Origin of the sequence: Allobosea sp. Tri-44, assembly GCF_004123845.1 — a bacterium.
In the GTDB taxonomy this organism is placed as follows: domain Bacteria; phylum Pseudomonadota; class Alphaproteobacteria; order Rhizobiales; family Beijerinckiaceae; genus Allobosea.
Map to the genome: position 1 here is coordinate 881782 of NZ_NBDP01000003.1, position 25508 is coordinate 907289.

Below are 25508 nucleotides of genomic sequence, written 5' to 3' on the forward strand. Positions count from 1 at the left end.
GCAGGCCCGTGCGGGCCGTCAGGGAAAGAGGTCAGCCGGCATCCTGCCCGTCTTCACCAGCCACAGGAAGCCCGTCAGCGTCACCGTCGAGACGATGGTGCCGACGAGGATGCAGGCCGAGGCACGCTCGATGCCGACGCGGTACTGCGTCGAGATGACGAAGATGTTCAGCGCCGGCGGCAGCGCCGCCATGATCACCGCGGCATAGATCCAGGGCGCCGAGAAGTTGCCGAGCGCTGACAGCAGCAGCCAGACCAGCAGCGGGTGCAGCAGCAGCTTGATCGCGACGAGCGCCGGCAGTTCGCCCGGCATCCGCCGCATAGGCTGCAAGGCCACCGTGACACCGAGCAGGAAGAGCGCGCAGGGAGCCGCTGCCTGCGAGAGCCAGAGCGTCATCTTGTCGAGCGCGGTCGGCAATTCGAGCTTGAGGAAGGCGGCGAGGACGCCGGCGACGGTCGCGACGTTGAAAGGATGGGTGACGACCCGCCAGACCACCTCGCCGGCCGTCGCGGCGAGACTGCGCTTCTCGACGCCGGCCAGCGCCATCAGGAACGGAATCAGCGAGAACAGCAGGAGATTGTCGAAGACGAAGATCAACACCACCGGCGCGCTGGCAGCCGGCCCGAGCGCCGCCAGGATTAAGGGCGGGCCCATATAGCCGATGTTCGAATAAGAGCCGGCGACGCCCTGCATCACTGCTTGCGGCATGTCGCCCTGGTTATGGCGCCAGCCGAGCGCGAAGGAGAGCACGAAAGCGCCGAAGGTCGCCAGCGTCGTCACGGCGACGAAGCCCCAATTGGTCAATTCGCTCAGCGGCTTGTCGGCGATCAATCGATAGAACAGGCAGGGCAGCGACACATAGATCAGGAAGAACTGCATCCACGCCAGCCCTTCCCCAGGCAGCCGCTTGTAGCGGCCGACGAGAAAGCCGAGCAGGATCAGCCCGAAGAAAGGCGCGACGAGGTTGAACAGGCTGGCGATGTCGGCCATGCGGCGGGTCCCTGGGGCGGAAGATGAGCCACCTGACGCGTTCGCGAGCAGCTGCCAATAGCGATGGTGCCGCCTTATAGGACGGCTGTCAGTGCATGAGAACCCGGCGGCGGGCTGCCCCCGCACCGGCTGCAGAGCTCGACGCCGAGAAGCCAGTTCTCTCGAACGCCGGCACAACCGGAAATTGCAAAATTCCGATCCAATGGAAGCGATCGGTAACGTATTTCTGCCATGATCCGTGAAAGGCTCGTGGAACAGGCGATGACGACCAGCACTCAGGCGGCGACAGGCAATCCAACATCTGGGGCGTTCTGGCGCTCTGTCATGACGTCTCCGACGTTCTGGATCCTGTCTTTCCTGGCGCTGGTCGTCCTCGGGCTCGCCTTTCCCGTGCGACTGCCACTCGGCCCGAACTACTGGGACACCGATATCTATCTCGATGCCGCCCAGCGCATCTGGCAGGGACAGGTTCCCAATATCGACTTCTTCACCTCGATCGGCCCGCTCGGCTTCTATCTCACCGCCGGCATCAAGGCGCTTTTCCCGCAGGCCCAGCCAGCCCTTCTCGCCAATTGGGCGATCGTGCCGGTCCTGCTGCCGATTGCGGCGTTGATCACCCGAGATGTCGCCTCGCGGTCGCGTCGCCTGGCCCTGGCGATCCTGATACCGCTCCTTTTCCTGACCTCGCTGCCGATCAATCTTCACAGCCTCTACCCGTCGCCCGGCTTCGACGGCTTCGGCTACTACAATCGCCACGTCGCGCTGCTGCTCTATCTCCTGCTGGCGGCGCTGCTCTTCGTCGAGAGCCGGATTCTGCTGACGACGCTCGTCGCGGTGCTGATGACAGCGCTGTTCCTGGTCAAGGTCACCGGGCCGGTCTCGGGCGCCGTTCTCGTCGGCTATGCGGTTCTGGGCGGGCGTTTGCGCTTACGCGACGCGGTGATCGCCGCTGCAGCCGTCATCGGCGTCCTGACCGCGATCGAGCTCACGACCGGCGTCGTCTACGCTTATGTCGAAGATGTCTTCATCCTCGCGCTGCTGAATTCCGCCTCGCTCCTGGGGCGCTTCCTGACCTTGGCCTCGATCAAGTTCAACGTGATCGCTCCCTGCCTGATGCTGCTCGGCGTGCTTACCGTCGCTGCCCGGCGTGAAAAGCCCTCGCTGGCGGGCTTGCTGGCTTCACCGCTCGGCTGGCTGAGTGCAAGCCTCATCGCCCTGGTCCTGGGTGAGACTCAGAACAGCGGATCGCTCGAGTTCATCGGCCTCTGGCCGGTGCTGATCCTGATCCTCAGGGAATATTACCCTCGCTCAGGCGATGGGCTGCGTCCTTATGTTCTGGTGCTCGTCATGGCCGCGGCGCTGCCGAGCGCCGTGATCTTTCTCGAACGAGGCGCTCGCGCCGTGATCGCCGCCCCGCGCTATCAGGCGCTGAACGTGCCGGATGTGGGGCCACTCGGCAGAGTGAGCCTGAAGCCGGAGCTGGCCGAACGCGCAATCGCGCAGGTCGACCACTACCCAAAATACAATGACGCCTATGAAGACCTCGTCCGCCGCGGTCTGCTGCCATCCGCTACGCTGTTCTCGGAAATCGACCATCAGGCGACCTGGCTGCTCGAGGTCCAGCAGGGAATCGATGCGATCAAGCAGTGGGAAGCGACCAACGGTCGTCAGCTCAACGGCTTCTTCGCGCTCGATTTCGTCAGCCCGTTCAACCATCTGCTCGGTCGCGCCGCGCCGCTTCATGTCGCGCTCGGCATCGACACCGAGCGCACCAATCCCCGGGTCACCGCCGAAATGCTGGAGGCTCTGCGTGACATCGACGCGATCATGCGGCCGAAATGCCCCGTCGAGGTGAAACGGGCAGCGATCTGGAAGCAATACGCGCAGGCCCTCGACGGCCGCCAGCTCGTGGCTCTCTCGCCCTGCTGGGACATGTATCTGCGCAAGTAGAGCCCTTCTGGAGGTCGCCGGATCGAGCGTCGGCTTAGGGCGCCGGCTAGAAGAATTCGGGTTGATACGATTTGGTCAACCTCGGCTAATCCCACCTTTTGGGGGGCGCGCTGCGCTCAAAGTCCGAGCTTGTCGTATCCGACGAACTTGAACATGTGCCGGCCCGTAGCGAGTGGCTGGTGCTCTCCGAAAAATCGGTGCACACCAACGCCTAACTCTGTGCCATGGTCAGACAGCCATTGCAGATCGAAACCGCGCGCCTCGAACCGCTCACAGATCAGTGGCACTCGGTCCGGTGCTCGGCGATGACGAGTCCAGATGACGCTACCGCCAGTCGCGCACAGCTGGGGGCAGACGTCGATCGTGCGTTCGATGTCTTCATCAGTGATGTTGCCGAATACTCCACAAATCAGCACCAGGTGCGCCGGCACCATGTCCCGGTACTGATCAGTAAGCGAGGCGTCGGCAGTCACGACCTCCACCTGATGCAGACCGCTGGCACGGGCCGATTGTTCAGCGAACGCTGTGTTTCGCTCGTCCAGTTCGACCAGCCGTGCCCGGACGTCGTTGCGTCGCGGGTGGTTCGCCAGCACCTCAAGCAAATCGCGCCCCTGGCCTGCACACAGGCTTATGATTTGAAGGGCACCGGACGGGCTGCTGTCCAAGGCAGTCCGTATCTGCCTTTGAACGACCTGCAGCCGCTGCGCCATTCTTGAGCCAGGGGTATCATACCTGTCGTGCCAGACCCGCCAGTCCATTCCCAGGGACTCCGTAGTGAAGACACCGCCGCGACGCGCAGGCCTAACCGACGCCCTTATCGCAAGGTGAGCTTCCGCCCCAAAGCTGATTTTAGCTAACGCGGGGCAGCTCCCTCATCGGGAGGCGATCTTTCTTGTCAGAATACCGTTCAATTTCCGATTCTTAAGCCACTCAGAAGAAGTGGCGCGGTCTACGGGAGTCGAACCCGTCTCCCCAGCGTGAAAGGCTGGTGTCCTAACCGATAGACGAAGACCGCAGGCCGGAGCGCGAGGCGCTCTAACGAGGCGGGGCGAGCTATAGTGTCCCGGCGAAGCTTGGGCAAGCCCGCTGTCAGGGTTTTTCGCAACTGCTCAGGCAGGCCGGGCGAGATCGACCACGCGCAGCTCGGCGCGCTCGCTGCCGCCCCAGCGATTCAGCGTCAATGTGCCGGCAAGATGCACGCTTTCGCCCCGCGCTGCCAGCAGCGCCTGGCCGAGCGGCTCGCGCGCAGCGCGGAAAGCGATGCCGCCGATGGTGACGCCGTCGCCCGAGCGCAGCTTGATGCGCAGATGCCCGCCTGCGCCGACTTCGATCACCTCGGTCAGGCGATGCGCCGGCAGCACGAAGACAGGTTCGGGGCAGCCGGCGCCGAAAGGTCCGGCCTGATCGATCTCGGCGAGCAGGCGCGGATTCGCCCCGCCCGCACTGATTGCAGCGTCGATCAGCAACGCCTCGGCTTCGCGCGAGTTGGCGACGCCGCCAGCCAGCCGCTCACTGATGAAGGCAGCAAAAGCGCCCTCCTGTCCCGGCGCCAGCGTGATGCCAGCCGCCATGGTATGGCCACCGCCCTTGACCGCAAGGCCGGCCTCGACGGCCTGGCGCACGGCTCCGCCGATATCGACGCCGGCGATCGAGCGGCCCGAACCGGTCGCGCCGCCATCGCCGTTACGCGCCAGTGCGAAGGCCGGCCGGCGGAAGCGCTCCTTCAACCGGCCTGCGATCAGCCCGACAATGCCGGGATGCCACTCGGCCGAGCCGACGACCAGAACAGGGTACGAGCCGGCGTCCTCGAAGCGGTGCTCGACCTCGGCGACGGCCTCCTCGACCGCGGCGCGTTCGATCTCCTGGCGCTCCTGATTGAGCCGGTTGAGCTCGGCGGCGATGGTGCGCGCCTCGACCTCGTCGGGGGTCAGGAGCAGCTGGGCGCCGAGAGCCGCATCGCCGATGCGCCCGCCCGCATTGATGCGCGGCCCGAGCAGGAAGCCGAGATGCCAGGGCTGCACGGGGCCGTCGAGCCCGGCGATATCGAGCAGCGCCGCGAGGCCGGGCCGCTGGCGCGTCCGCATCATGGCGATGCCCTGGCGCACGAAGGCACGGTTGAGGCCGATGAGCGGCACGACATCGGCAACCGTCGCCAAGGCAACGAGGTCGAGCGCTGCGAGCAGGTCTGGCTCCCCACCCCTCGCCTGCCAGGCGCCGCGCCGGCGCAACTCGCGATTCGTCGCCACCAGCGTGAGGAAGACCACGCCGGCGGCGCAGAGATGACCCAGGCCCGCGAGATCGTCCTGCCGGTTCGGATTGACCAGCGCCTCGACGCTCGGGATCAGCTCCGGTGCCTGGTGGTGGTCGAGCACGACGATGTCGAGCCCGAGCCGCGTCGCCTGCTGCAGCGGCTCGTGGCTGGTCGTACCGCAATCGACGGTGACGAGCAGCGTAGCCCCCTCGCCGGCGAGCATGGCAATCGCCTCGGCATTGGGGCCATAACCCTCGATCAGGCGGTCGGGGATATGGATACGCGGTTTCGCGCCGGCCTCGGCGAGGAAGCCGGCGAGCAGCGCCGCCGAGCAGGCGCCGTCGACATCGTAATCGCCGAAGATCGCGACCTTCTCGCCCGAGGTCGCGGCCTGCGCGAGCCGCTGCGCGGCACGGTCCATGTCACGCAATACGGACGGGTCCGGCAGGAGGTCGCGCAGCTTCGGCTCGAGATAAAGCTGCGCGTCGCTGGCGGTGACACCTCGACCGGCCATGATGCGTGCCAGCGTGTCGGGTACGCCCTCGACCTGCGCCAGCGCCTCGGCCCGCGCGAGGCCGGCAGTATCGAGCCTGTCGCGCCAGGGGCGTCCGAGGGCGGAGTGCCCGACGCCGAGGAACAGGCGATTCTGGCCGGAGATCATGCGTCACCGCTGGCGCAGTGGCGCGGCTTCGTCAATCGGCGTCGCATCACTCGAGCGGCTTTTGATCCTCGATCGCCTGCGCGGTGACCTTGCGGGCGCTCACTGGCGCATGACCGGAGACCTCGGCGCCGGCATCGGGCTTCAACTGCATCATCCAGAAGACCGACGAGGCGGAAATCAGACCGACCAGAACGAAAGCCGGCCAGAAATCGCCGGCACCGAGCGCCTTGCCGCCATTGAAGAGGTTCGCGGCCTCGAGCGCGAAGGCGCCGATGGTGACGCCGAGGCTGAGCGACAATTGCTGTGAGACGCTGGAGAGGCTGGTCGCGCTCGACATGTCGCGATTCGAGACGTCGGCATAGCTCAGCGCATTGATGCCGGTGAATTGCAGCGAGCGGAAGCAGCCGCCGACGAGCAGGACGCCGAGCATCAGCCAATGCGGCGTCGTCGGTGTGAACAGGCCCGAGGCTGCGAGAAAAGCCGAGCCGATCAACGCATTGAAGGTCAGCACGCCCCTGAAGCCGAAGCGGGCGAGAATGGTCTTGGCCAGCGTCTTCATGATCAAGGCGCCGGCGGCCGATGCGAAGGTGATTAATCCGGATTGCAGCGCATCGAGGCCGAAACCGAGCTGCAGCATCAGCGGCAGGAGGAAGGGTATGGCGCCGATGCCGACACGAAAGACCGAGCCGCCGATGACGCCGATCCTGTAGGTGGGAATCCGCAGCAGCGCGAGGTTGAGCACCGGATATGCCAGCCGGCGCGCGTGAAACCAGTAGAGGATCAGCGCCACGATGCCGAAGGCGACGCAAGCGTAGGAAACCGCGATGGGCACAAGATGGCGACCGCCGGTGGCGAGGCCGAGCATTAGCGCGGCAAAGCCGGTCGACGAGAGCAGGAAGCCGGTGATGTCGAGCGGCGCGACGTCTTCCTCGCGGATGTCCTCGAAGAACATCGTCGCCAACGCGATGCCGAGCAGGCCGATCGGGAGGTTGATGAAGAAGATCCAGCGCCAGTCGAAATAGGTGGTAATGAAGCCGCCGACCACCGGCCCGACGACCGGCCCGACCAGCGCCGGCACCGTCAGATAGGCGAGCGCGCTGACGATCTGCGATTTCTCGACGCTGCGCAGGATGACGAGCCGCCCGACCGGTACCATCATCGCCCCGCCCATGCCCTGGATGAAGCGCGCGCCGACGAAGGCGCCGAGCGAATTCGAGAACGCGCAGAGCACCGAGCCGAGCATGAAGATGCAGAGCGCGGTACGGAAGATGGTGCGGGCGCCGAACTTGTCGGCCATCCAGCCCGAGATCGGGATGAAGACGGCGAGGCTGACGAGATAGGAGGTCAGCGCCAGCTTGAGTGCGATCGGATCCTCGCCGAGCGATTGGGCGATCACCGGCAGCGACGTCGCAATCACCGTCGAGTCGGTGTTCTCCATGAACAGCGCGCAGGCGACGATGAGAGGCAGGAGCTTGGCGCGCTGCAAGGATTCGGACTTTCGGATTAGGCCGCTTGCTGCCCTTTACTGCGGGTGTATCCGGCTGGCGAGAGCGGATCGGCGCGTAGTGAAGAGGGTTGCGCCTGATGCATGGCGAAGGACGCCGTCGCGCCGCCCAAACCCGCACTGCCTTATCATTAGACGCGCTAGCGACCCAGCCATGCGTCTGCTGTGGGTCATTTTGGCCAAACCATTCCTATCTGATGGTTGAAGGGGCGGTGATCTGTACGTGCCGTTGCGGTTCGCCGCCGGCAGGAGGTGTCCCATGATCGGTCAAGCACAGACTTTACGGGAAGCGCGTCATCTTCGTTGGGCGACATTGAGCGCGTCGACGCTCGGTGCAGGCTGGGTGGTTGCAGCCTTGCTTGCAACGCCGGCAGCCGCACTCGACACGAGCTGGAAAAGCGCGTGTACGTTTCCGATGGCACCGCAGGGATATATCGAGATGATGCGCGAGCGTGTCTGCCTCGATCAGAACTATTGTCAAAAGATGGCCGATGCGCAGGGTAGTCCCTACACCGGCAATGGCTGCTTCATGGTGGCGCCATCAGTGGCGGCCGAGCAGCGTCAACAGCCGCGGTCAGGTTACGCCAAGCGTTGAGGACGCTGCGCAAGACCAGGGCGAGTCTTGCGTGTGCTCCATCACTTTGCGTGGTCAGCCCAACTGGTAGGATAGCTTACCTCTCCGCAATCCCTGCGACAGAATCCAGCACCGGATAAGGTTTAGAGCCGGCAAAGATTCCTGCGATGAGATCCAACACGAAGAAGTGAGGCATGATCACTCATGCGTTGATCGCATATCGCTTGCCGAAAACGATGACTATGTGCGCGGTTGACGGGGCAAATTTTCAGCTAACCGCGGTGGATGCCGCGAGAGGTTCTTCATGATCTATGGAAGTAAAATTGCTCGCCACACCACCCTGCGAGTACCTTTTGCCGCTGCGGCAATCGCCGTCGGTGTCGTCACGCTCGGATTCGGCAGCAGCCCCGCCGCAGCCCAGTCGACCAGCTGGGAGGAAGGCTGTGCGGTGCGGAACGTCACGCCGGGGCCGGGCGACATTCTGCGGAACTATAACTGCACCCGTCAGAAGGACTGCCAGCAGATGGCCAATGCCCAGGGCAGCATGATGATGGGCATGGGCTGCTTCGGCGTCGAACCGAAGGGCTTGGCTCCAGTCGCGCAGCAGGCCGGCAAGACCCGGCGTTCGCAGCACCAGTAAGCCAGAATCGTCCGTGCATCCGGCGGTCGCGGTCCCGTGCCGCGGCCGCCTCGGCAGTTTTTGTTGCACTGCCCCTAGCGGGCGCGCCACACGCGTGATATCGGGCCTCGTCAACTCGGCTTAGGGCATATCCGCCCTGCCCCTTTTCAGTGCCGGCCGCACCGGCCCCGGAGTTGACGATGGCGACGATCACTGACGGTCTCATTCGCGACGGTTTGACCTTCGACGATGTGCTGCTCGAGCCCGGCCCGTCGGAGGTGATGCCGAGCGATGTCGACATCTCGACCAAGCTGACCAAGACGATCTCGCTCAACCTGCCGATCATCGCCTCGGCGATGGATACTGTCACCGAAGCGAAGATGGCGATCGCCATGGCGCAGGCCGGCGGCCTCGGCGTCGTACATCGCAACCTCGACCCCGACCAGCAGGCGGCGCAGGTCCGCCTCGTCAAGAAGTTCGAATCCGGGATGATCGCCAACCCGATCACTATCCATCCGGACGAGACTCTGGCCGATGCGTTCGCACTGATGCGGAACAACGGCATTTCCGGCATCCCGGTCGTCGAGCGCGGCCCGCAGGGCCATAACGGCAAGCTGGTCGGCATCCTGACCAATCGCGACGTCCGCTTCGCTGCCAATCCCGAGCAACCCGTCTCGGAGCTGATGACCAAGGACCGGCTGATCACGGTGCGCGAGGGCGTCGGCCAGGATGAGGCGCGCCGCCTGCTGCACCAGTTCCGGATCGAGAAGCTCCTGGTGGTCGACGACCATTATCGCTGCATCGGCCTGATCACCGTCAAGGACATGGAGAAGCAGGTCACCCACCCGCACGCCGCCAAGGATGCGCAGGGGCGGTTGCTGGTCGCGGCCGCGACCACGACCGGCGATCAGGGTTTCGAGCGTTCGGAGCTGCTGATCGATGCCGGCGTCGACCTCATCGTCGTCGACACCGCCCACGGCCATTCCGCCAAGGTGCTGGAGGCGGTCACACGGGTGAAGAAGCTCTCCAATACCGTCCAGATCATCGCCGGCAATGTCGCGACGGCAGGCGGTGCGCAGGCGCTGATCGATGCCGGCGCCGATGCGATCAAGGTCGGTATCGGGCCGGGCTCGATCTGCACGACGCGTATCGTCGCCGGCGTCGGCGTGCCGCAGCTCACCGCGATCATGGATGCTGCCTCTGCCGCGCAGAAGGCGGGTATCCCGGTGATCGCCGATGGCGGCATCAAGTATTCGGGCGACCTCGCCAAGGCGCTCGCCGCCGGCGCCTCCTGCGCCATGGTCGGCTCGCTGCTCGCGGGGACCGACGAGACCCCGGGCGAGACCTTCTTGTACCAGGGCCGCTCCTACAAATCCTATCGCGGCATGGGTTCGGTCGGCGCGATGGCGCGCGGCTCGGCGGATCGCTACTTCCAGCAGGACATCAAGGACGCTCTGAAGCTGGTGCCGGAAGGCATCGAGGGCCAGGTTGCCTATAAGGGCCCCGTGTCCGGTGTTCTGCATCAGCTCGCCGGAGGCTTGCGCGCCGCGATGGGCTATGTCGGCGGCCGCGATCTCGAGGACTACCGCAGCAAGGCGCGCTTTATCCGCATCACCAGCGCCGGCCTGCGCGAGAGCCACGTCCACGACGTGACGATCGTGCGCGAAAGCCCGAACTATCCGACGCGCTCCTAACGCTGGATCGCCATAAGGCGATCCAGCTTTTCATCGAGCATCGGATCAGCCCGAAAACCGGGACCGCTTTTCGGTCCGATGCTTCAGGACGAGGCCGACATGACGCTCAAGCTGATCTATCCGGCGCTGGCCCAGATCCTCTGGACCTTCGTCGTCCTCGTCATCATGTTCCTGCGCCGCCAGAAGGCCTTCGCCAACCGAGAAGTCAGGCTGGCGGATATTGCGGTCTCGACCGAACGCTATCCGGAGCCGGCACGGCTCGCAGCGGCCAATTTCAGTAATCAGTTCGAGACCCCGCTCCTGTTCTTCGCTCTCATCCTGATCGCGATGCATGTCGGCGCGACCGGCTATGTCATGGCGGCGCTGGCCTGGGCTTATGTCGCGACGCGTGTCGTCCATACATTGATCCACACTGGAACTAATCAGCTGCAACAGCGGGCGATCGTCTTTGCGGTCGGCGCCGCATGCTTGTTCTTCATGTGGCTCGGCATCGTGATTGCCGTCGTCTGAACGCCTTTTCTTTGCGCACGCAAGACGTGCAGCTGCGAGTTCTCGCCGCCGATTTGTCCGCTCTGTCACATCCTCGCTACAGCGACCGATAAACCGTAATCGACACTTGCGTCCAAACTGCGCCCTCTTCATGCTAAATACTTGCGGTGAGGATGGTTTGGGGAGCGGCCGTCCGGCAGGGTCGGCGTGGTGCTCCCCGTGGCGCAAGGCTTTCTATGGCGGTGCTGACTTTCGGGCGTGTGGCTCTGTTCTCGGCCGCGGGCGTTCTCGCCGCGGGCGCGTTTCTTCATGTGACCGGGCGCCCTGTGCCATGGCCGCTCGACCAGATTCCTTACGGCAAGGTGATCCCGGCGCCGGCAAACCCTGGGGTAACCGCTTCTGCACCAGCGGCTGGCGGTAATCGTCCGGGCCAGGCCAACCGGCCGCCGGTGACTATCGTCACCGCCAAGGTGGAGCGCCGCCCGATGCCGGTCCGGATCGATGCGATCGGCACGGTGCAGGCGATCTCCACCGTCAATATCCGCTCGCGCGTCGACAGCCAGATCATGGCGGTCGAGTTCCGCGACGGCGCCATGGTGAACAAGGGCGACGTATTGTTCCGGCTGGACTCGCGCCAGCTCGAGGCGCAGCTGCGCCAGGCCGAGGCCAATGTCGCACGCGACAAGGCCTCGCTCATCGCGGCCGAGTCCGATCTGCGGCGGGCCGAGGAGCTTTCGCGGCGTGAGATCGCGACCGACCAGCGCCTCGACACCGCCCGCACCGCAGTGAGCACGCTGCGCGCCGCGATCCGGGGCGGTGAAGCGGCTGTCGATAGCCTGCGCGTCCAGCTCAGCTATTACACGATCAGCGCTCCGGTCTCGGGACGGGTCGGCGTCGCCGCGCTGAAGGAGGGCAATATCGCCAAGAGCGGCGACAGCTCGGCAATGCTGGCGACGATCAACCAGATCGATCCGATCTATGTCAGCTTTGCCGTGGCGCAGCGCTATCTGCCGGAAATCCGCGAGGCGATGCAGGCGAAGACGGCCACCGTCCAGGCGACCCAGCAAGGTGCCGGCAAGAGCGTCGAAGGCACGATCGCGGTGGTCGACAATTCCGTCGACGCAACGACAGGCACGATCCAGCTTCGGGCCAGCTTCGACAATCCCGCAGAGACGCTCTGGCCCGGCGCACTCTGCCAGGTCCGGCTGACGCTGCGGACGGAGCCCGACGCTGTCACCGTTCCACGCGAGGCGGTCCAGACCGGGCAGAACGGCTCCTATGTCTTCGTGATCGACAACGGCGCCGCTCGGGCCCGGCCGATCGTGGTCTCCCGCAATATCGAGGATCGCGTCGTCATTGCGTCGGGCCTCAACGGCGACGAGACCGTGGTGATCGACGGGCAGCTGCTTTTGACCGATGGTGCGCGCACGATCGAGCGCGGCCGCGGCGGCCAGAGCCCGCCGGCGCCCAACCTGACCTCCCAGCGGGGGAGCGCCGGCTGATGAACCTGCCCGAGGCCTGCATCCGTCGCCCGGTCATGACGACCCTCCTGATGGCGACGTTCCTGATCTTCGGGCTGTTCGCCTTCAAGCAGTTGCCGGTCGCGGCCCTGCCCCGCGTCGATTTCCCGACCATCAACGTCAGCGCCCGCCTGCCGGGCGCGAGCCCTGAGACGATGGCCTCCTCGATCGCCGCGCCGCTCGAGCGGGAATTCGCCTCGATCTCAGGCATCACCTCGATGTCGTCGGTCTCGCAGCAGGGTTCGACCTCGATCACGCTGCAGTTCGACCTCAACCGAAATATCGACGGCGCAGCACTCGATGTGCAGGCCGCACTCAGCGCCACGGCGCGGCGCCTGCCGCCCGAACTCCCGACCCCACCAAGCTTCAGGAAGGTCAATCCGGCCGACCAGCCGGTGCTGTTCATGGTGCTGACCTCGGCGACCAAGCCGCTCTACGAGGTCCATGAGTTCGGCGAGAACATCCTGCAGCAGCAGATTTCGCAATTGCCCGGCGTCGCCCAGGTCAACATCTTCGGTGCGCAGAAATATGCGGTCAGGGTGCGGGTGAACCCCGATGCTGTCTCCGCCCGCGGCCTTGCCCTCAGCGATGTCCGCAGCGCCATTGCCGCCGCGAACTCGAATTCCCCGGTCGGAACGCTGAACGGCACCAACCAGCGCATGGTGCTGGGCGCGACAGGCCAGATGGAACGCGCCGGCGAATACGGCAACCTGATCATCTCGCAGAAGAACGGCGTGCCGATCCGCCTCAGCGACGTGGCGCAGATTTTCGACTCGGTCGAGAACGATCAGACCGGCAGCTGGTACAATGGTCAGCGCTCGATCATGCTGGCGGTTTATCGCCAGTCGGACGCCAATACGGTCCAGGTCGTCGACAGCATCAAGAGCAGGCTCGACGCCTATCGCGCGCAATTGCCGGCGGCGATCGACCTGGTCGTGCTCAACGACCGTTCGATTCCGATCCGCGAGGCGGTCGAGGACGTCGAGGTCTCGCTGATGATCGCGATCGCCCTCGTCGTCATGGTGATCTTCCTCTTCCTGAAGAGCTTCGCCGCGACGGTGATCCCGACGCTGGCGCTGCCGATCTCGCTGGTCGGCACCTTCGCGATCATGCATGCGCTGGGCTATTCGCTCGACAACATCTCGCTGCTGGCGCTGACGCTTGCCGTCGGCTTCGTCGTCGACGATGCCATCGTCATGCTGGAGAACATCATCCGGCATATCGAGATGGGCAAGAAACCGTTCCAGGCTGCGCTCGACGGCTCGCGCGAGATCGGCTTCACCATCCTGTCGATCACCATCTCGCTGGTCGCGGTCTTCATCCCCGTCTTCTTCATGGGCGGCGTGGTCGGCAAGGTCTTCGCCGAATTCGCCGGCACGATCGCGGCGGCGATCATCGTCTCCGGCTTCGTCTCGCTGACGCTGACGCCGATGCTCTGCGCCCGCTTCCTCAAGGCGCATGACCATCGCAAGAAGCCGAACATCGTCGAACGCGTGTTCGAAGCCGGCTTCCAGGGCATGCTCGGCGCATATCGCTGGACGCTCGACCTCGTGCTGAGGGCGCGCTTCCTGATGCTGCTGGTCACGCTGGGCACGGTCTACGTCTCGGTCCAGCTCTATATCGACGTGCCCAAGGGCTTCTTCCCGACCGAGGACACCGGCCTCCTGCGCGGCGCGACCGAGGGGCCGCCGGACACGTCCTTCGAGGCGATGGCGGCGCGCCAGATGCGCGTCGCCGAGATCGTCAAGGCCGATCCGGCGATCGACTACCTGACCTCGAACATCGGTGGGTTCAACGCCACCAATAACGGCTTCATGTTCATCGCGCTGAAGCCGAAGGATCAGCGCGACAAGGCCGATGTGGTGATCGCGCGCCTGCGCCGCGCTGTCTCCGAAGTGCCCGGTATCACAGCTGTCTTCCAGCAGGTCCAGAACATCAACCTGAACGCCGGCCGCTCCTCGCGGGCGCAGTACCTCTATTCGCTGCAGGGGCCCGACCTTGGCGCCCTCTTCAACTACGCACCGCTGATGCAGCAGCGGCTGGCGCAGCTGCCGCAGCTGCGCGACGCGAATATCGACCTGCAGCTGCGCAATCCCCAGCTCTCGATCGATATCGACCGCGAGCGCGCCGCCAGCCTCGGCATCTCCAGCGACCAGATCCGCCAGGCGCTCGGCAACGCCTTCGGCTCGCGCCAGATCGCGACGATCTTCACGCCGGCGACCGACTACCAGGTCATCATGGAGGCCGATCGCGCCTACCAGCAGGACCCGGCGGTGCTGTCGCGCCTGCTGCTCAAGGCCGCCAACGGCCAGAACGTGCCGCTGGAGACGGTGGCGACGATCAAGCCGAGTGTCGGGCCGCTCGCCGTCAACCGCATCTCGCAGCAGCCGGCGGTGACGATCTCGTTCAACACGGCGCCGGGCGTCTCGCTCGGCGACGCCGTCAACGCGATCCGCGCGGCCGAACGCGAGATCAACCTTCCGGCCTCGATCGTCACCAGCTTCGCCGGCTCGGCCCAGCTCTTCCAGGATGCGCTGAAAGGCCAGGGCCTGCTGATCTTCGCCGCGATCCTGGTGATCTACATCATCCTCGGGATTCTCTACGAGAGCTTCATCCACCCGATCACGATCCTGTCCGGCCTGCCCTCGGCCGGCCTCGGCGCCCTGCTCGCGCTGCAGTACTTCCACATGGACCTGTCCGTGATCGCGATCATCGGCATCCTGATGCTGGTCGGCATCGTCAAGAAGAACGCGATCATGATGGTCGACTTCGCGATCGAGCGCCGCAAGATGGGCGACGACGCGCTGACCGCGATCCGCGATGCAGCGCTCGTCCGCTTCCGGCCGATCATGATGACGAGCTTCGCCGCGATCTTCGGCGTGCTGCCGATCGCGCTCGGCGCCGGCGCCGGTGCGGAGCTGCGCCAGCCGCTCGGCATCGCCGTGGTCGGTGGCCTCATAGTGTCGCAATTGCTGACGCTCTACATCACGCCCGTCGTCTACTTCTATCTCGACAAGGTCGACAGCTGGCTTTCCGGCCGCGGTCGCGGCGAGCGGGAGGAAGCGGCAGCCATTCCGGGCGCGATGCCGGTCGCGATCCCGCAGGCGGTCCATCGCCAGCAGGATTGAACCTGCGCATCCAGGCTGCCGCTCCATTGGAACCGGCAGCCCATTTCACGGCGATCGGTGCATTAACGATGAAGCCCGCTTTCCGGGGGCGGTCAGCGGTCGGCCGTTGAGTCTTAACGAAAAGTAAACTAAGCCCATAAAGCGGCGGACAATGAACTAGCGAGCGATGGAGTAATCGCGGTGCTTCGTGTCCGTAATGTCGATTGCCTGCGTTCCGATCCTGTCCCGCCGACCGGTTCCAGCTCCTCGACGGAAGTGAATCCCGTTTCGCGTGGCCGCAGCAGCGGCCTGCGCCTCGTGGCCATGGCTGGCTTGGGGCTTGCACTCGGCGCAGGTGGCACGATCCTGACGGTCTCGTTGGTTCAGGCCGAGGACGATGCCGGCATCCGTGCTTTCCATCGCGAGGAAGCCGCCCGCCGGACGGAGCGTGCACCGCAACGGGCGACCTACGCTTCCGTTCCGGTATCGGCCTATGCTCCGGCCCGCCAGACCTGGTCGGCGCCATTCTTCCAGGCGCGCCCGGAAGGGCGCCTAAGCCCGCCGCCCGTCGCGCTCAATCCGTTCAAGCCGATTCAGGCTGCACCGAAGCAGGCACAACAGAAGCAGAAGCTTCCCGCGATCCGCTACGACACGGTGTCCGGTGCGGCCGACGTCACGCGGACCCTCTGCGTACGCCTCTGCGACGGCTTCCATGCGCCGATCGGCCATCTGCGCAGCCAGGCTGACTACAAGGCGCATGAGGCGCTCTGCCAGGCCGCCAATCCCGGCGTGCCGGTCAAGGTCTTCAAGGTCGCGGCCGGTGCTGCGACCATCGACGAGGCCGTGGCGAGCGATGGCAAGACCTATCGCGCGCTGCCGATGGCCTATGCCTATGAGCGCGGCGCCGATGCGGCTTGCCGGCCGGCGATCGCGACCGCAAATGATCGCCGTGTCTCGCTGCTGCGCGACTTCACCTTGCGGCCGGGCGACAGCATCGTGCTCGACGGGCGGGTTCGCACCTTCACCGGCTCCGGCAAGTGGCCCTATACCGGGGCGGATTTCCGCGACTTCCGCGGCTCGCCCGAGCTGACCGCCAGCGACCGCCGCAAGATCGACGAGAAGGTCGGCATCTCGCACGCAGAGGCGCAGGTTCGCACCTTGCGCCGGCAAATGCGGGTGCGCGAGGCCAGCCTGCACGACGACAACTTTGCCAGCGACGCGCTCGGCCTGCGCGGCATGCTCAATCCGCGCGATGGTATCGCCAATCCGCCGCGCGTGGTCCTGCAGACGCCGTTCGCGCGGAACTGAGCTACATAATGGGATGATTGTCCTGGGCTTTTGATCCTAGGACAATTCACCCAAGGCCCGCCGAAAGATCGATGGACGACGGGATGGCCTTCCGGCACATTCGCTGCGTTGCAGCATGGAGCCGAGCATGACGACCAAGACGCCACGCCAGTTCTACCGCCCGCTGGCGATCGGCGCGCCTGAACCCTACCGCGAGCTGCCGCTGCGGCTGGAGCGGATGATCCATTTCGTGCCGCCGCATCTGGAAAAGGTGCGCGCCAAGGTTCCCGAGCTCGCCGGCCAGGTCGATATCGTGCTCGGCAATCTCGAGGATGCGATTCCTCTCGAAGCCAAGCAGGCGGCACGCGACGGCTTCATCGAACTGGCCAAGGCGACCGATTTCGGCGCGACCGGCCTATGGACGCGGGTCAATGCGCTGAACTCGCCCTGGTTCCTCGACGACATCGCCGCGATCATGGGCGAGATCGGCGGCAAGCTCGACGTCGTCATGGTGCCCAAGGTCGAGGGGCCCTGGGACATCCATTATGTCGACCAGCTGCTGGCGCAGTACGAGGCACGGCATGCTTTGCCCAAGCCGGTGCTGATCCACGCCATCCTGGAGACGGCCGAAGGCGTGAAGAATGTCGACGCGATCGCGACCGCCTCTCCGCGCATGCACGGCATGAGCCTGGGGCCGGCGGATCTTGCCGCCTCGCGCGCGATGAAGACGACGCGCGTTGGCGGCGGCCACCCGGAATACAAGGTCATCGCCGATCCGGCTCCGGATGGCGGCTCCCGCGCCGTCGCGCAGCAGGATCTTTGGCATTACACCCTCGCGAAGATGGTCGACGCCTGCGCCTCGGCGGGCTTAAAGCCCTTCTACGGGCCCTTCGGCGACTTCTCCGACGGAACCGCCTGCGAGGCGCAGTTCCGCAACGCCTTCCTGCTCGGCTGCGCCGGCGCCTGGACGCTCCATCCCTCACAGATCGAGATCGCCAAGCGCGTCTTCAGCCCCGATCCCGACGAGGTCGCCTTTGCCAAACGCATCCTCGAAGCCATGCCCGACGGCTCGGGGGCGGTGATGATCGACGGCAAGATGCAGGACGATGCGACCTGGAAGCAGGCCAAGGTCATCGTCGACCTGGCGCGGCAGGTAGCGGCGCGCGATCCGGCCCTGGCAATACGTTACGACCTCTGAAGATCACCAGTCCGCGACATCCGGGGATATTGACGCATTTGCGACGTAATCCTAGGTCAAGCGGGCGCGGCGACGACATCGGCAGTGACAGGCCGATCTGGGACTGAACGAGGGACATGGAATCACGCACGGCGAAATTTCGGATCGGCGACGTGGTGCGCCATCGCGTCTACCCGTTCCGGGGCGTGATCTTCGACGTCGACCCGGTGTTCTCGAATTCGGAAGAGTGGTGGCTGGCAATCCCGGAGCATCTGCGACCGTCCAAGGACCAGCCGTTCTACCATCTCTTCGCCGAGAACGAGGAGACCGAGTACGTCGCCTATGTCTCGGAGCAGAATCTCGTGATCGACGAGTCCGGCCAGCCGGTCCGGCATCCGCAGGCGCGCGAGTATTTTCGGCGCGACCGCAAAGGCAAGTATCGGATCGACAGGTCGGAGCTGAACTGAGCTTCAACCTTCTGGTGACTGGGCTTTGTGCTGACGAAGGGGCGGATTCGTGAGCATCGGCCATGCCGACATCGTCATTCTCGGCGGCGGCCATAACGGGCTCGTCTGCGCCTTCTACCTCGCCAAGGCCGGGCTGAAGGTCACCGTGCTGGAGCGGCGCGCCGTGGTTGGCGGCGCAGCTGTCACCGAGGAGTTCCACCCCGGCTTCCGCAATTCCACCGCGAGCTACACGATCAGCCTGCTCAACCCGCGCATTATCGAGCAGATGGAGCTGGCGCGGCATGGGCTCAGGATCGTCGAGCGGCGGATGGCGAACTTCATGCTGCTGCCGGACCGGCGCTATCTCGCCGCCGGCGAGGGGCGCACGGAAGCGGAGGTAGCAAAGTTCTCGGTTCGCGATGCCGAACGGCTCCAGGCCTATGGCGAGCGGCTGGAACGGATAGCCGCCATGCTGCGCGACCTCGTGCTGCAGGCGCCGCCCAATCTCGGTGACGGCGGCTGGCTTGCCGCCTTGCCGCAGATTACTGGAAGCGGCTGCGCTTGGACGACGCGTCGCCGGGCTCGACCAGGCTGGCCGGCGCGACCTGCTCGACCTCTTCGCCAAGTCGGCGGGCGATTGGCTCGACGGCTGGTTCGAAAGCGACCCGATCAAGGCCCTGTTCGGCTTCGACAGCGTCGTCGGCAACTACGCCAGCCCTTACACGCCGGGCTCCGCCTATGTGCTGCTGCATCATGTGTTCGGGGAGGTCAACGGCAAGCGCGGTGCGTGGGGCCATGCGCTCGGCGGCATGGGCGCGATCACGCAGGCGATGGCCCGGGCCTGCGCGGAACAGGGCGTCGAGATCCGGCTGGAGACGCCGGTCGCGCAGGTCTTGACCGAGAAGGGCCGCGCTGTCGGCGCGGTGACCGAGCGGGGTGAGGTGGTGCGGGCGCGCGCCGTGGTGTCGAACCTGCATCCGCGCCTGCTGTTCGAGCGGCTCGTCGACCCGGCGATCGTCCCGACCGATTTCGGCGAGCGCATCCGCCGCTATGCCTCAGGGTCTGGTACCTTCCGGATGAATCTGGCGCTGTCGGAGCTGCCGCGCTTTGCCTGCCTGCCGGAACCGGGCGACCATCTCACCGCCGGTATCATCATCGCGCCGTCGCTCGGCTATATGGACCGCGCTCATGCGCAGGCGCGGCTGTCAGGTTGGTCGAGCGAGCCGATCGTCGAGATGCTGATCCCGTCGACGCTTGATGACAGCCTCGCCCCGCCCGGTCGGCATGTCGCGAGCCTGTTCTGCCAACATGTCGCGCCACAGCTGCCAGACGGTGAGAGTTGGAACGCGCATCGCGACACGGTGGCCGATCTGATGATCGAGACCGTGGACCGCTACGCTCCGGGTTTCCGCGCCTCGGTCCTCGGCCGGCTGGCTCTGGCGCCGAGCGATCTGGAGGAGCGTTTCGGGCTGATCGGCGGCGACATCTTCCACGGTCGCCTGACGCTCGATCAGCTCTTCAGCGCCCGCCCGGTGCTCGGCCACGCCGATTATCGCATGCCGGTGCCGGGCCTTTATCTCTGCGGCTCCGGTGCCCATCCGGGCGGGGGCGTCACCGGCGCGCCGGGCCATAACGCAGCCCGCTCCGTGCTCACCGATCTGCAGCCTCGGCGCTTCGGGCTGCGGTCACGGCAAGCGTAACCGAAGCAATCGATCAGAGACCACCGCAATCCTACCCGTCTGAGACCGGTGCTACGCGCTGCGCTCAGCCTGCGGGAAACGTGCGGTAAAGGCCCCTTCCCGCTCGGGCGGCAGTCTGACCAGCAGTGCCAGCGCACCGTCCTCCGCATCCTCGCGTTCGAGGATTTCGCCATTGGCGTGCAGCCAGGCCAGCGACTTGCCATCGCCCGGTGGCAGGGTGAGCCGGTAGATCGGCCGGGTTCGCGCGATGCGCTGCTCGATCGCATCGGTCAGCGGGCCCATCCCCTCGCCTGTCAGCGCCGAAACCAGCACTGGACGCGAGGCACCCGGCTTGAGCGTGGCGAGTGCTCCCTGGCGCTCACGCTCGTCGCCCGAAAGCAGGTCGGCCTTGTTCCAGACTTCGATGACGCGGTTGCCATCCTCTGGATCGATACCGAGATCGCGCAGAATGCCCTGGACATCGGCGGCCTGGGCCTGCGTATCCTCGTGCGAGACATCTCGGACATGCAACAGAACATCGGCCTCGATCGCATCCTCGAGCGTGGCACGGAAGGCAGCGACGAGTTGCGTCGGCAGGTCGGAGATGAAGCCGACCGTATCCGACAGCATGATCCTGGCGCCATGCGGCAGCTTGAGTGCCCGCGCCGTCGGGTCGAGCGTGGCGAAGAGCATGTCCTGCGCTAGCACTTCTGCCGAGGTCAGCCGGTTGAACAAGGTCGACTTGCCGGCGTTGGTGTAGCCGACCAGCGCAACCACCGGATAAGGCACGCGCTTGCGGCTGGCGCGATGCAGCGAGCGCGTGCGCTTCACGCTCTCGAGCTCGCGTTCGATCTTGCTCATCCGCTCCTGGATGATGCGTCGGTCGGCCTCGATCTGGGTCTCGCCCGGGCCGCCGAGGAAGCCGAAGCCGCCGCGCTGGCGCTCGAGATGGGTCCAGGACCTGACCAGCCGGCTCTTCTGGTAATTGAGATGCGCGAGCTCGACCTGCATCGCGCCCTCGCGCGTGCGGGCGCGCCGGCCGAAGATCTCGAGAATCAGGCCGGTGCGGTCGATGACCTTGCAGCCAAAGGCTTTTTCGAGATTTCGCTGCTGGACCGGCGACAAGGCGCAATCCATCACGACAAGGCCGATCTCCTCGATCTTGACGCGTTCCGCCAGTTCCTCGACCTTGCCCTTGCCGAGATAGGTCGCGGGCCGCAGCGCGCCCAGCACGACCGGGATTGCCTCGACGATCTGGAGATCGATGGCGCTGGCCAGCCCAAACGCCTCGTCCAGCCGGGCTGCATGGCTGCGCTGGTTCTCGTCAGCCGCTGAACCCCGACCGGCATTGTGGCGCGTCCGATAGGGGCCGACCACAAAGGCGCGGGTATCGGCCGCCAGGGCGTGCTCGGCCGCATCGATCGTGAGTCCGATCGAGCTTCCGTCGCCCGCCCCGGCCTTGCCGCCCACGGCTCAGGCCTTGTCCGTTTCCTCGGGCTCGAACAGCTGCACCGGGTGGCCCGGCATGATGGTCGAGATCGCGTGCTTGTAGACGAGCTGGGAATGTCCATCCCGGCGCAGCAAAACGCAAAAATTATCGAACCAGGTGACGACGCCCTGCAATTTGACGCCGTTCACGAGAAAGATGGTGAGAGGGATCTTCTGCTTGCGGACATGATTGAGAAACGTGTCCTGGAGGTTTTGGGCCCGCTCTGCGGCCATGGGTAGCCCCTGTTGTTGGGATCGCAATCGGCTTGCGCATGCGATCCAGATCGTCCCGTTAGGCTTCGGCGCCAATCGCCGGGCATTCGGGACACCGACGCTTCATTAGATCGTCACCCGGCGAGAACGCGCAAGGGTTGCGAGGCGCGAAAATCGGCCTGCCGCCCTGCGTGCAGTGCAACACGACAGTCGGACTTTAGCCCACCCCCAGCGATTTGAGCTTACGATGAAGGGCTGAACGCTCCATGCCGATGAATTCCGCGGTACGCGAGATGTTGCCGGAGAAGCGGGCGATCTGCGCCATCAGATACTCGCGCTCGAAAATCTCGCGAGCATCGCGCAGCGGCAGGCTCATCAGCTTCTCGCCACCGGAGCCGGACGGCGTCGTCGGCACCATGGCACCGACCTCGGCCGGCAGCATGTCAATCGTGATCTCCGCCGTGGGATCGCCCTTGGTCAGAATCATCAACCGTTCGACGTTGTTGCGCAGCTCGCGAATATTGCCCGGCCATTCGTGCGACTGCAGGATCGCCATCGCGTCGCTGCCGATCCGGCGCTTGGGCAGGCCTGCCCCGACCGAGATCTGATCCATGAAGAACTCGATCAGCTCGGGCACGTCCTCGCGCCGCTCCGACAAGGCGGGTACGCGGATCGGCACCACGCCGAGCCGGTGATAGAGATCCTCCCGCAGCTGGCCGTCGGCGATCAGCTTGAGAAGGTCGCGGCTGCTCGACGAGATGATGCGGACGTCGACATGGACCCGGGTCGCGCCGCCGACGCGCTGGAAATTCTGGTCGACCAGGACGCGCAGGATGCGGTTCTGCGTCTCGCGCGGCATGTCGCCGATCTCATCGATGTAGAGCGTGCCGCCATGGGCCTCCTCGAGCGCGCCGACCCTGCGCGAGCGCCCGTCGCCGCCCTCGACGCCGAAGAGCTCCTCCTCCATCGTCTCGGGTGTGATCGTCGCTGCGTTGATCACGACGAAGGGCCCGGACGAGCGGGTCGAGGCCTCGTGCAGCGTGCGGGCGGTCAATTCCTTGCCGCAGCCCGGCTCGCCGGTGATCAGCACGCGCGCATTGGTCGGTGCGACGCGCTCAAGCGTCTGGCGCAGCTGGTTGACCGCGGTCGAGCGGCCGACGATCCGGCTCGCCTGGACCGAACGGGTCTTCAGCTCGCGCACCTCGCGTCGCAACCGCGAAGCCTCCAGGGCCCGCTCTGCGACCAGCACCAGCCGGTCGGCCTTGAACGGCTTCTCGATGAAGTCGTAGGCGCCGCTCTTGATCGCCGAGACGGCGGTCTCGATGTTGCCGTGGCCGGAGATCATCACCACCGCCAGATCGGGGTGGCTCTCCTTGACTAGCTGGAGCACCTGCAACCCGTCGAGCCGGCTGCCCTGCAGCCAGATATCCAGGAAGACGAGGTTGGGCCGACGCGCCGCGATCGCAGCGAGCGCCTCGTCGGCGGAGCCTGCCTTGCGCGTTCGGTAGCCCTCGTCCTCCAGGAGGCCGGCAACCAGTTCGCGAATATCGACCTCGTCGTCGACGACGAGAATGTCAGCACTCATGCCTTCGTCCCGTTCACTTGTCGTGTGGCGTTATCCGCCGTCCTATTGCCCGTCTCTGGTCTGTCTTCGCCGGCCGGTGGCGGTCCGGTCTCGACAAACCAGAGCCTGATCCTGGCGCCACGGGCGCCATCCGGGCGGTCGAGCAACTCGATACCGCCGCCATGGTCCTCGAGGATCTTGCCGACGATGGCGAGGCCGAGGCCGGTGCCGCCGTCGCGTGTGGTCATATAGGGTTCGAGCAGCTTCTGGCGCTGATCGGCCGGCAGGCCCTTGCCGTTGTCGAGGATGTCGATGACGATCCGGCCGTCCTGGAGCCGTTCGAAGCCGATCTCGATACGGCCTTTGCCGCGTTGCTCGGCCGGCACGGCCTCGACCGCCTCGGTCGCATTCTTGATGACGTTGGTGAGAGCCTGCGAGATCAGGCGCCGGTCGAAATGCGCCAGGACCGGTGCGTCGGGCAGGTTGTCGGACATGTCGATCTCGGGATTGCCGACCCGCATCAGGAAGATGACCTGCCGAGCCGTCTCGACGATGTCGTCTCGCGCCGGCGAAGGCTTGGGCATCCGCGCGAAGGAGGAGAACTCGTCGACCATGCGGCGAATGTCCTCGACCTGGCGCACGATGGTGGCGGTGCACTGGTCGAAGATGTCCTTGTCGTCGACGATGACGCGGCCGAACTTGCGACGGATGCGTTCGGCCGAGAGCTGGATCGGCGTCAGCGGATTCTTGATCTCGTGGGCGATGCGGCGCGCCACGTCGGCCCAGGCGGCAGTCCGCTGCGCCGAAACGAGATCGGTGATGTCGTCGAGCGTCACCACGAGGCCGGCGCCCGCCCCTTCGCCTTCGCGCGTTGCCCGAATGTTGACCAAGCGCTCACGGCCACCGCGGGTGATCGCGACCTGGGTGGAGCTCAGGCGCTGCCGGCCGGTCAGCGCTTCGGACACGAACGCGGCGATCTCCGGAACGACTCGCGCCACCGGCTCGCCGAGCAGGCGGCCGCCGGCTCCGAGCAAGGTTTCGGATGAGCGGTTGCTGATGGTGACGTGCCCGTCTTCGTCTATGCCGAGTACGCCGGAGGAGACGCCCGAGAGGACTGTCTCGGTGAATCGGCGTCGCCGGTCGATCACTTCGCTTGCGGTGACGAGTCCGTCGCGCTGGCGGCGAAGCTCGGCCGTCATCTTGTTGAAGGTCTCGCCAAGATGGGCGAGATCGCCTTCCGCTCGTCTTATCGGCACCTGGACATAGAAGTTACCGCTGGAGACCTGATCGGTGGCATGGATCATTCGCCGGATCGGCGCGACGAGGCCGTTGGCGAAGTTGAGACCGAGCCAGATCGCCGAGAGCAGCAGGATCACGGAAATCAGCGCGTACATCGAAGCGAAGGCGATCTGCACGCCTTTGCGCCTCGCATCGATGCCGAGATACTCGACCGCAGCGCCGCGGGCCACCGCCGGGAACTCGACCGCGAGCGGATCGACCTCGCGGGCGACATAGAGGAAGGCGCCGTCATAGCTCGGCAGCTTCATCAGAGCGCCGAAGACACGCCCGGAGGACGGGAGCACGCAGATCGGCTCCGGCGAGCTCTGCGCATCCTCGAAGGCGTCGGCATTGGGCTTGCTGGCGTCCCGCAAAACGTCGATGTTGGCCCTGACGAGAACGGTGTCCGGCGGCTTCATGATCCAGACCACCGGCAGGCCGAGCGCCGTGGCGCGCGCCGTCAGGAAGCTCTCGAACCAGCGCCGATCGGCGTCGTAAGCGGTCTTCGCCCGTCCAAGATCGTCCGAGAGCAACCGAATCTCGCGGCCGAGCGAACGGCACTGGCCGGTGGTGTAGGCGTCGGCGACCTCTACGGACTTGAAGATCACATCGCGCATGCGGTCTGAGAACCAGGGCTCGAGGCCGCGTTCCAGCGTCGCGGTCGCGATCACGGCGACGAGCACAGCCGGCAGCGCCGCGACGATGCTGAACAGGCTGACGATCCGCACGTGCAGCCCGGCTGCCGCCACGCCCTTGCGCCTCGCGCGGATCAGCACCGCCGCCTCGAACGCGACGATGGTCAGCAACAGCAGGATCAGCAGGCCATTGATGATGAAGACGCCGACCACGACCTCATGGACCGGCGCGACCGGCGTCGCGCCCGAAAGCACGAGGAAGGTGGTGAGCGCCGAGACCAGGGCGAAGCCGACGACGAGCGCGCCCAGCCAGCCCGAAACCCGCCGGGGCGGGTCTTCGGATCGGGGCGTCATGCGCATGTCGCCGGTCGAGGTCGTCAAG

General features: G+C 65.6%; 18 protein-coding genes, 1 tRNA gene and 1 pseudogene. 11 read left to right on the forward strand and 9 right to left on the reverse strand.

Features of this window, described 5'->3' with window-relative positions; genetic code table 11:
* Positions 1–18 precede the first annotated feature (18 nt).
* On the reverse strand, positions 19–990 hold the full coding sequence (locus tag B6S44_RS04245) for an AEC family transporter (protein WP_129155473.1): 972 nt from the start codon (positions 988–990) through the stop codon (positions 19–21).
* Positions 991–1314: 324 nt separating this feature from the next.
* Between B6S44_RS04245 and B6S44_RS04250 the strand changes: the two genes are divergently transcribed.
* Complete coding sequence (locus tag B6S44_RS04250) at positions 1315–2940, forward strand: hypothetical protein (protein ID WP_129155474.1); 1626 nt, start codon at positions 1315–1317, stop codon at positions 2938–2940.
* 116 nt (positions 2941–3056) lie between these two features.
* Here B6S44_RS04250 and B6S44_RS04255 read toward each other — a convergent pair whose 3' ends face one another.
* From B6S44_RS04255 to B6S44_RS04270, 4 genes are all read right to left on the reverse strand, one after another.
* Positions 3057–3650, reverse strand: a complete 594-nt coding sequence (locus B6S44_RS04255; RefSeq protein WP_206735070.1) for a class I SAM-dependent methyltransferase — start codon at positions 3648–3650, stop codon at positions 3057–3059.
* A gap of 230 nt (positions 3651–3880) precedes the next feature.
* A tRNA-Glu gene (locus B6S44_RS04260) sits at positions 3881–3955 on the reverse strand.
* A 94-nt stretch (positions 3956–4049) separates the two neighbouring features.
* The gene (gene recJ / locus B6S44_RS04265; protein WP_129155476.1) at positions 4050–5852 is read right to left on the reverse strand and encodes a single-stranded-DNA-specific exonuclease RecJ; all 1803 of its coding nucleotides are present in this window, start codon (positions 5850–5852) and stop codon (positions 4050–4052) included.
* Between the two features lie 46 nt (positions 5853–5898).
* On the reverse strand, positions 5899–7338 hold the full coding sequence (locus B6S44_RS04270) for an MFS transporter (protein ID WP_129155477.1): 1440 nt from the start codon (positions 7336–7338) through the stop codon (positions 5899–5901).
* A gap of 277 nt (positions 7339–7615) precedes the next feature.
* Between B6S44_RS04270 and B6S44_RS04275 the strand changes: the two genes are divergently transcribed.
* The 10 genes and pseudogenes from B6S44_RS04275 to B6S44_RS04320 all read left to right on the forward strand — a co-directional run bounded on the left by B6S44_RS04275 (position 7616) and on the right by B6S44_RS04320 (position 19969).
* Positions 7616–7951 carry a hypothetical protein gene (locus tag B6S44_RS04275; RefSeq protein WP_129155478.1) on the forward strand — a complete coding sequence of 112 codons (336 nt, stop codon included), beginning with the start codon at positions 7616–7618 and terminating at the stop codon, positions 7949–7951.
* 283 nt (positions 7952–8234) lie between these two features.
* Positions 8235–8570, forward strand: a complete 336-nt coding sequence (locus B6S44_RS04280; RefSeq protein ID WP_129155479.1) for a hypothetical protein — start codon at positions 8235–8237, stop codon at positions 8568–8570.
* Positions 8571–8749: 179 nt separating this feature from the next.
* Positions 8750–10243 (forward strand): IMP dehydrogenase, encoded by a 1494-nt coding sequence (gene guaB / locus B6S44_RS04285; RefSeq protein ID WP_129155480.1) that lies wholly within the window; start codon positions 8750–8752, stop codon positions 10241–10243.
* Positions 10244–10342: 99 nt separating this feature from the next.
* Positions 10343–10753, forward strand: a complete 411-nt coding sequence (locus tag B6S44_RS04290) for an MAPEG family protein (RefSeq protein WP_164985717.1) — start codon at positions 10343–10345, stop codon at positions 10751–10753.
* A gap of 428 nt (positions 10754–11181) precedes the next feature.
* A complete protein-coding gene (locus tag B6S44_RS04295; protein ID WP_164985718.1) occupies positions 11182–12234 on the forward strand; it encodes an efflux RND transporter periplasmic adaptor subunit in 1053 nt (350 codons plus the stop codon).
* Entirely contained in the window at positions 12234–15380 is a 3147-nt protein-coding gene (locus tag B6S44_RS04300) for an efflux RND transporter permease subunit (protein ID WP_129155483.1), read from the forward strand. The genes B6S44_RS04295 and B6S44_RS04300 overlap by 1 nt, the downstream gene beginning before the upstream one ends.
* Positions 15381–15560: 180 nt before the next feature.
* Positions 15561–16667, forward strand: a complete 1107-nt coding sequence (locus tag B6S44_RS04305; protein WP_129155484.1) for a DUF2865 domain-containing protein — start codon at positions 15561–15563, stop codon at positions 16665–16667.
* A 127-nt stretch (positions 16668–16794) separates the two neighbouring features.
* Positions 16795–17844: an HpcH/HpaI aldolase/citrate lyase family protein gene (locus B6S44_RS04310; RefSeq protein ID WP_129155485.1), complete on the forward strand. Its 1050-nt coding sequence runs from the start codon at positions 16795–16797 to the stop codon at positions 17842–17844.
* 116 nt (positions 17845–17960) lie between these two features.
* A complete protein-coding gene (hspQ, locus tag B6S44_RS04315) occupies positions 17961–18290 on the forward strand; it encodes a heat shock protein HspQ (protein WP_110491359.1) in 330 nt (109 codons plus the stop codon).
* A gap of 55 nt (positions 18291–18345) precedes the next feature.
* Positions 18346–19969: pseudogene (locus B6S44_RS04320) on the forward strand (phytoene desaturase family protein).
* A 51-nt stretch (positions 19970–20020) separates the two neighbouring features.
* On the opposite strand, the gene hflX reads toward B6S44_RS04320, so the two are convergent.
* From hflX to B6S44_RS04340, 4 genes are all read right to left on the reverse strand, one after another.
* Positions 20021–21418, reverse strand: coding sequence for a GTPase HflX (gene hflX / locus B6S44_RS04325; RefSeq protein ID WP_465246081.1), 1398 nt, complete (start codon positions 21416–21418; stop codon positions 20021–20023).
* 3 nt (positions 21419–21421) lie between these two features.
* Complete coding sequence (hfq, locus tag B6S44_RS04330; RefSeq protein WP_069880868.1) at positions 21422–21670, reverse strand: RNA chaperone Hfq; 249 nt, start codon at positions 21668–21670, stop codon at positions 21422–21424.
* Positions 21671–21866: 196 nt separating this feature from the next.
* Complete coding sequence (gene ntrX / locus B6S44_RS04335; RefSeq protein WP_129155486.1) at positions 21867–23234, reverse strand: nitrogen assimilation response regulator NtrX; 1368 nt, start codon at positions 23232–23234, stop codon at positions 21867–21869.
* A complete protein-coding gene (locus B6S44_RS04340) occupies positions 23231–25507 on the reverse strand; it encodes a sensor histidine kinase NtrY-like (RefSeq protein ID WP_349236362.1) in 2277 nt (758 codons plus the stop codon). Before B6S44_RS04340 ends, ntrX begins: the two co-directional genes overlap by 4 nt.
* Position 25508 lies beyond the last annotated feature (1 nt).

Bases quoted from the DNA above. Each gene is read 5' to 3' on its own strand.
- B6S44_RS04245 (WP_129155473.1), bottom strand. From the start codon at position 990: ATGGCCGACATCGCCAGCCTGTTCAACCTCGTCGCGCCTTTCTTCGGG.
- B6S44_RS04250 (WP_129155474.1), top strand. From the start codon at position 1,315: ATGACGTCTCCGACGTTCTGGATCCTGTCTTTCCTGGCGCTGGTCGTC.
- B6S44_RS04310 (WP_129155485.1), top strand. From the start codon at position 16,795: ATGACGACCAAGACGCCACGCCAGTTCTACCGCCCGCTGGCGATCGGC.
- hspQ (WP_110491359.1), top strand. From the start codon at position 17,961: ATGGAATCACGCACGGCGAAATTTCGGATCGGCGACGTGGTGCGCCAT.
- guaB (WP_129155480.1), top strand. From the start codon at position 8,750: ATGGCGACGATCACTGACGGTCTCATTCGCGACGGTTTGACCTTCGAC.
- B6S44_RS04290 (WP_164985717.1), top strand. From the start codon at position 10,343: ATGACGCTCAAGCTGATCTATCCGGCGCTGGCCCAGATCCTCTGGACC.
- B6S44_RS04300 (WP_129155483.1), top strand. From the start codon at position 12,234: ATGAACCTGCCCGAGGCCTGCATCCGTCGCCCGGTCATGACGACCCTC.
- hfq (WP_069880868.1), bottom strand. From the start codon at position 21,670: ATGGCCGCAGAGCGGGCCCAAAACCTCCAGGACACGTTTCTCAATCAT.
- B6S44_RS04275 (WP_129155478.1), top strand. From the start codon at position 7,616: ATGATCGGTCAAGCACAGACTTTACGGGAAGCGCGTCATCTTCGTTGG.
- B6S44_RS04255 (WP_206735070.1), bottom strand. From the start codon at position 3,650: ATGGCGCAGCGGCTGCAGGTCGTTCAAAGGCAGATACGGACTGCCTTG.
- ntrX (WP_129155486.1), bottom strand. From the start codon at position 23,234: ATGAGTGCTGACATTCTCGTCGTCGACGACGAGGTCGATATTCGCGAA.
- recJ (WP_129155476.1), bottom strand. From the start codon at position 5,852: ATGATCTCCGGCCAGAATCGCCTGTTCCTCGGCGTCGGGCACTCCGCC.
- B6S44_RS04280 (WP_129155479.1), top strand. From the start codon at position 8,235: ATGATCTATGGAAGTAAAATTGCTCGCCACACCACCCTGCGAGTACCT.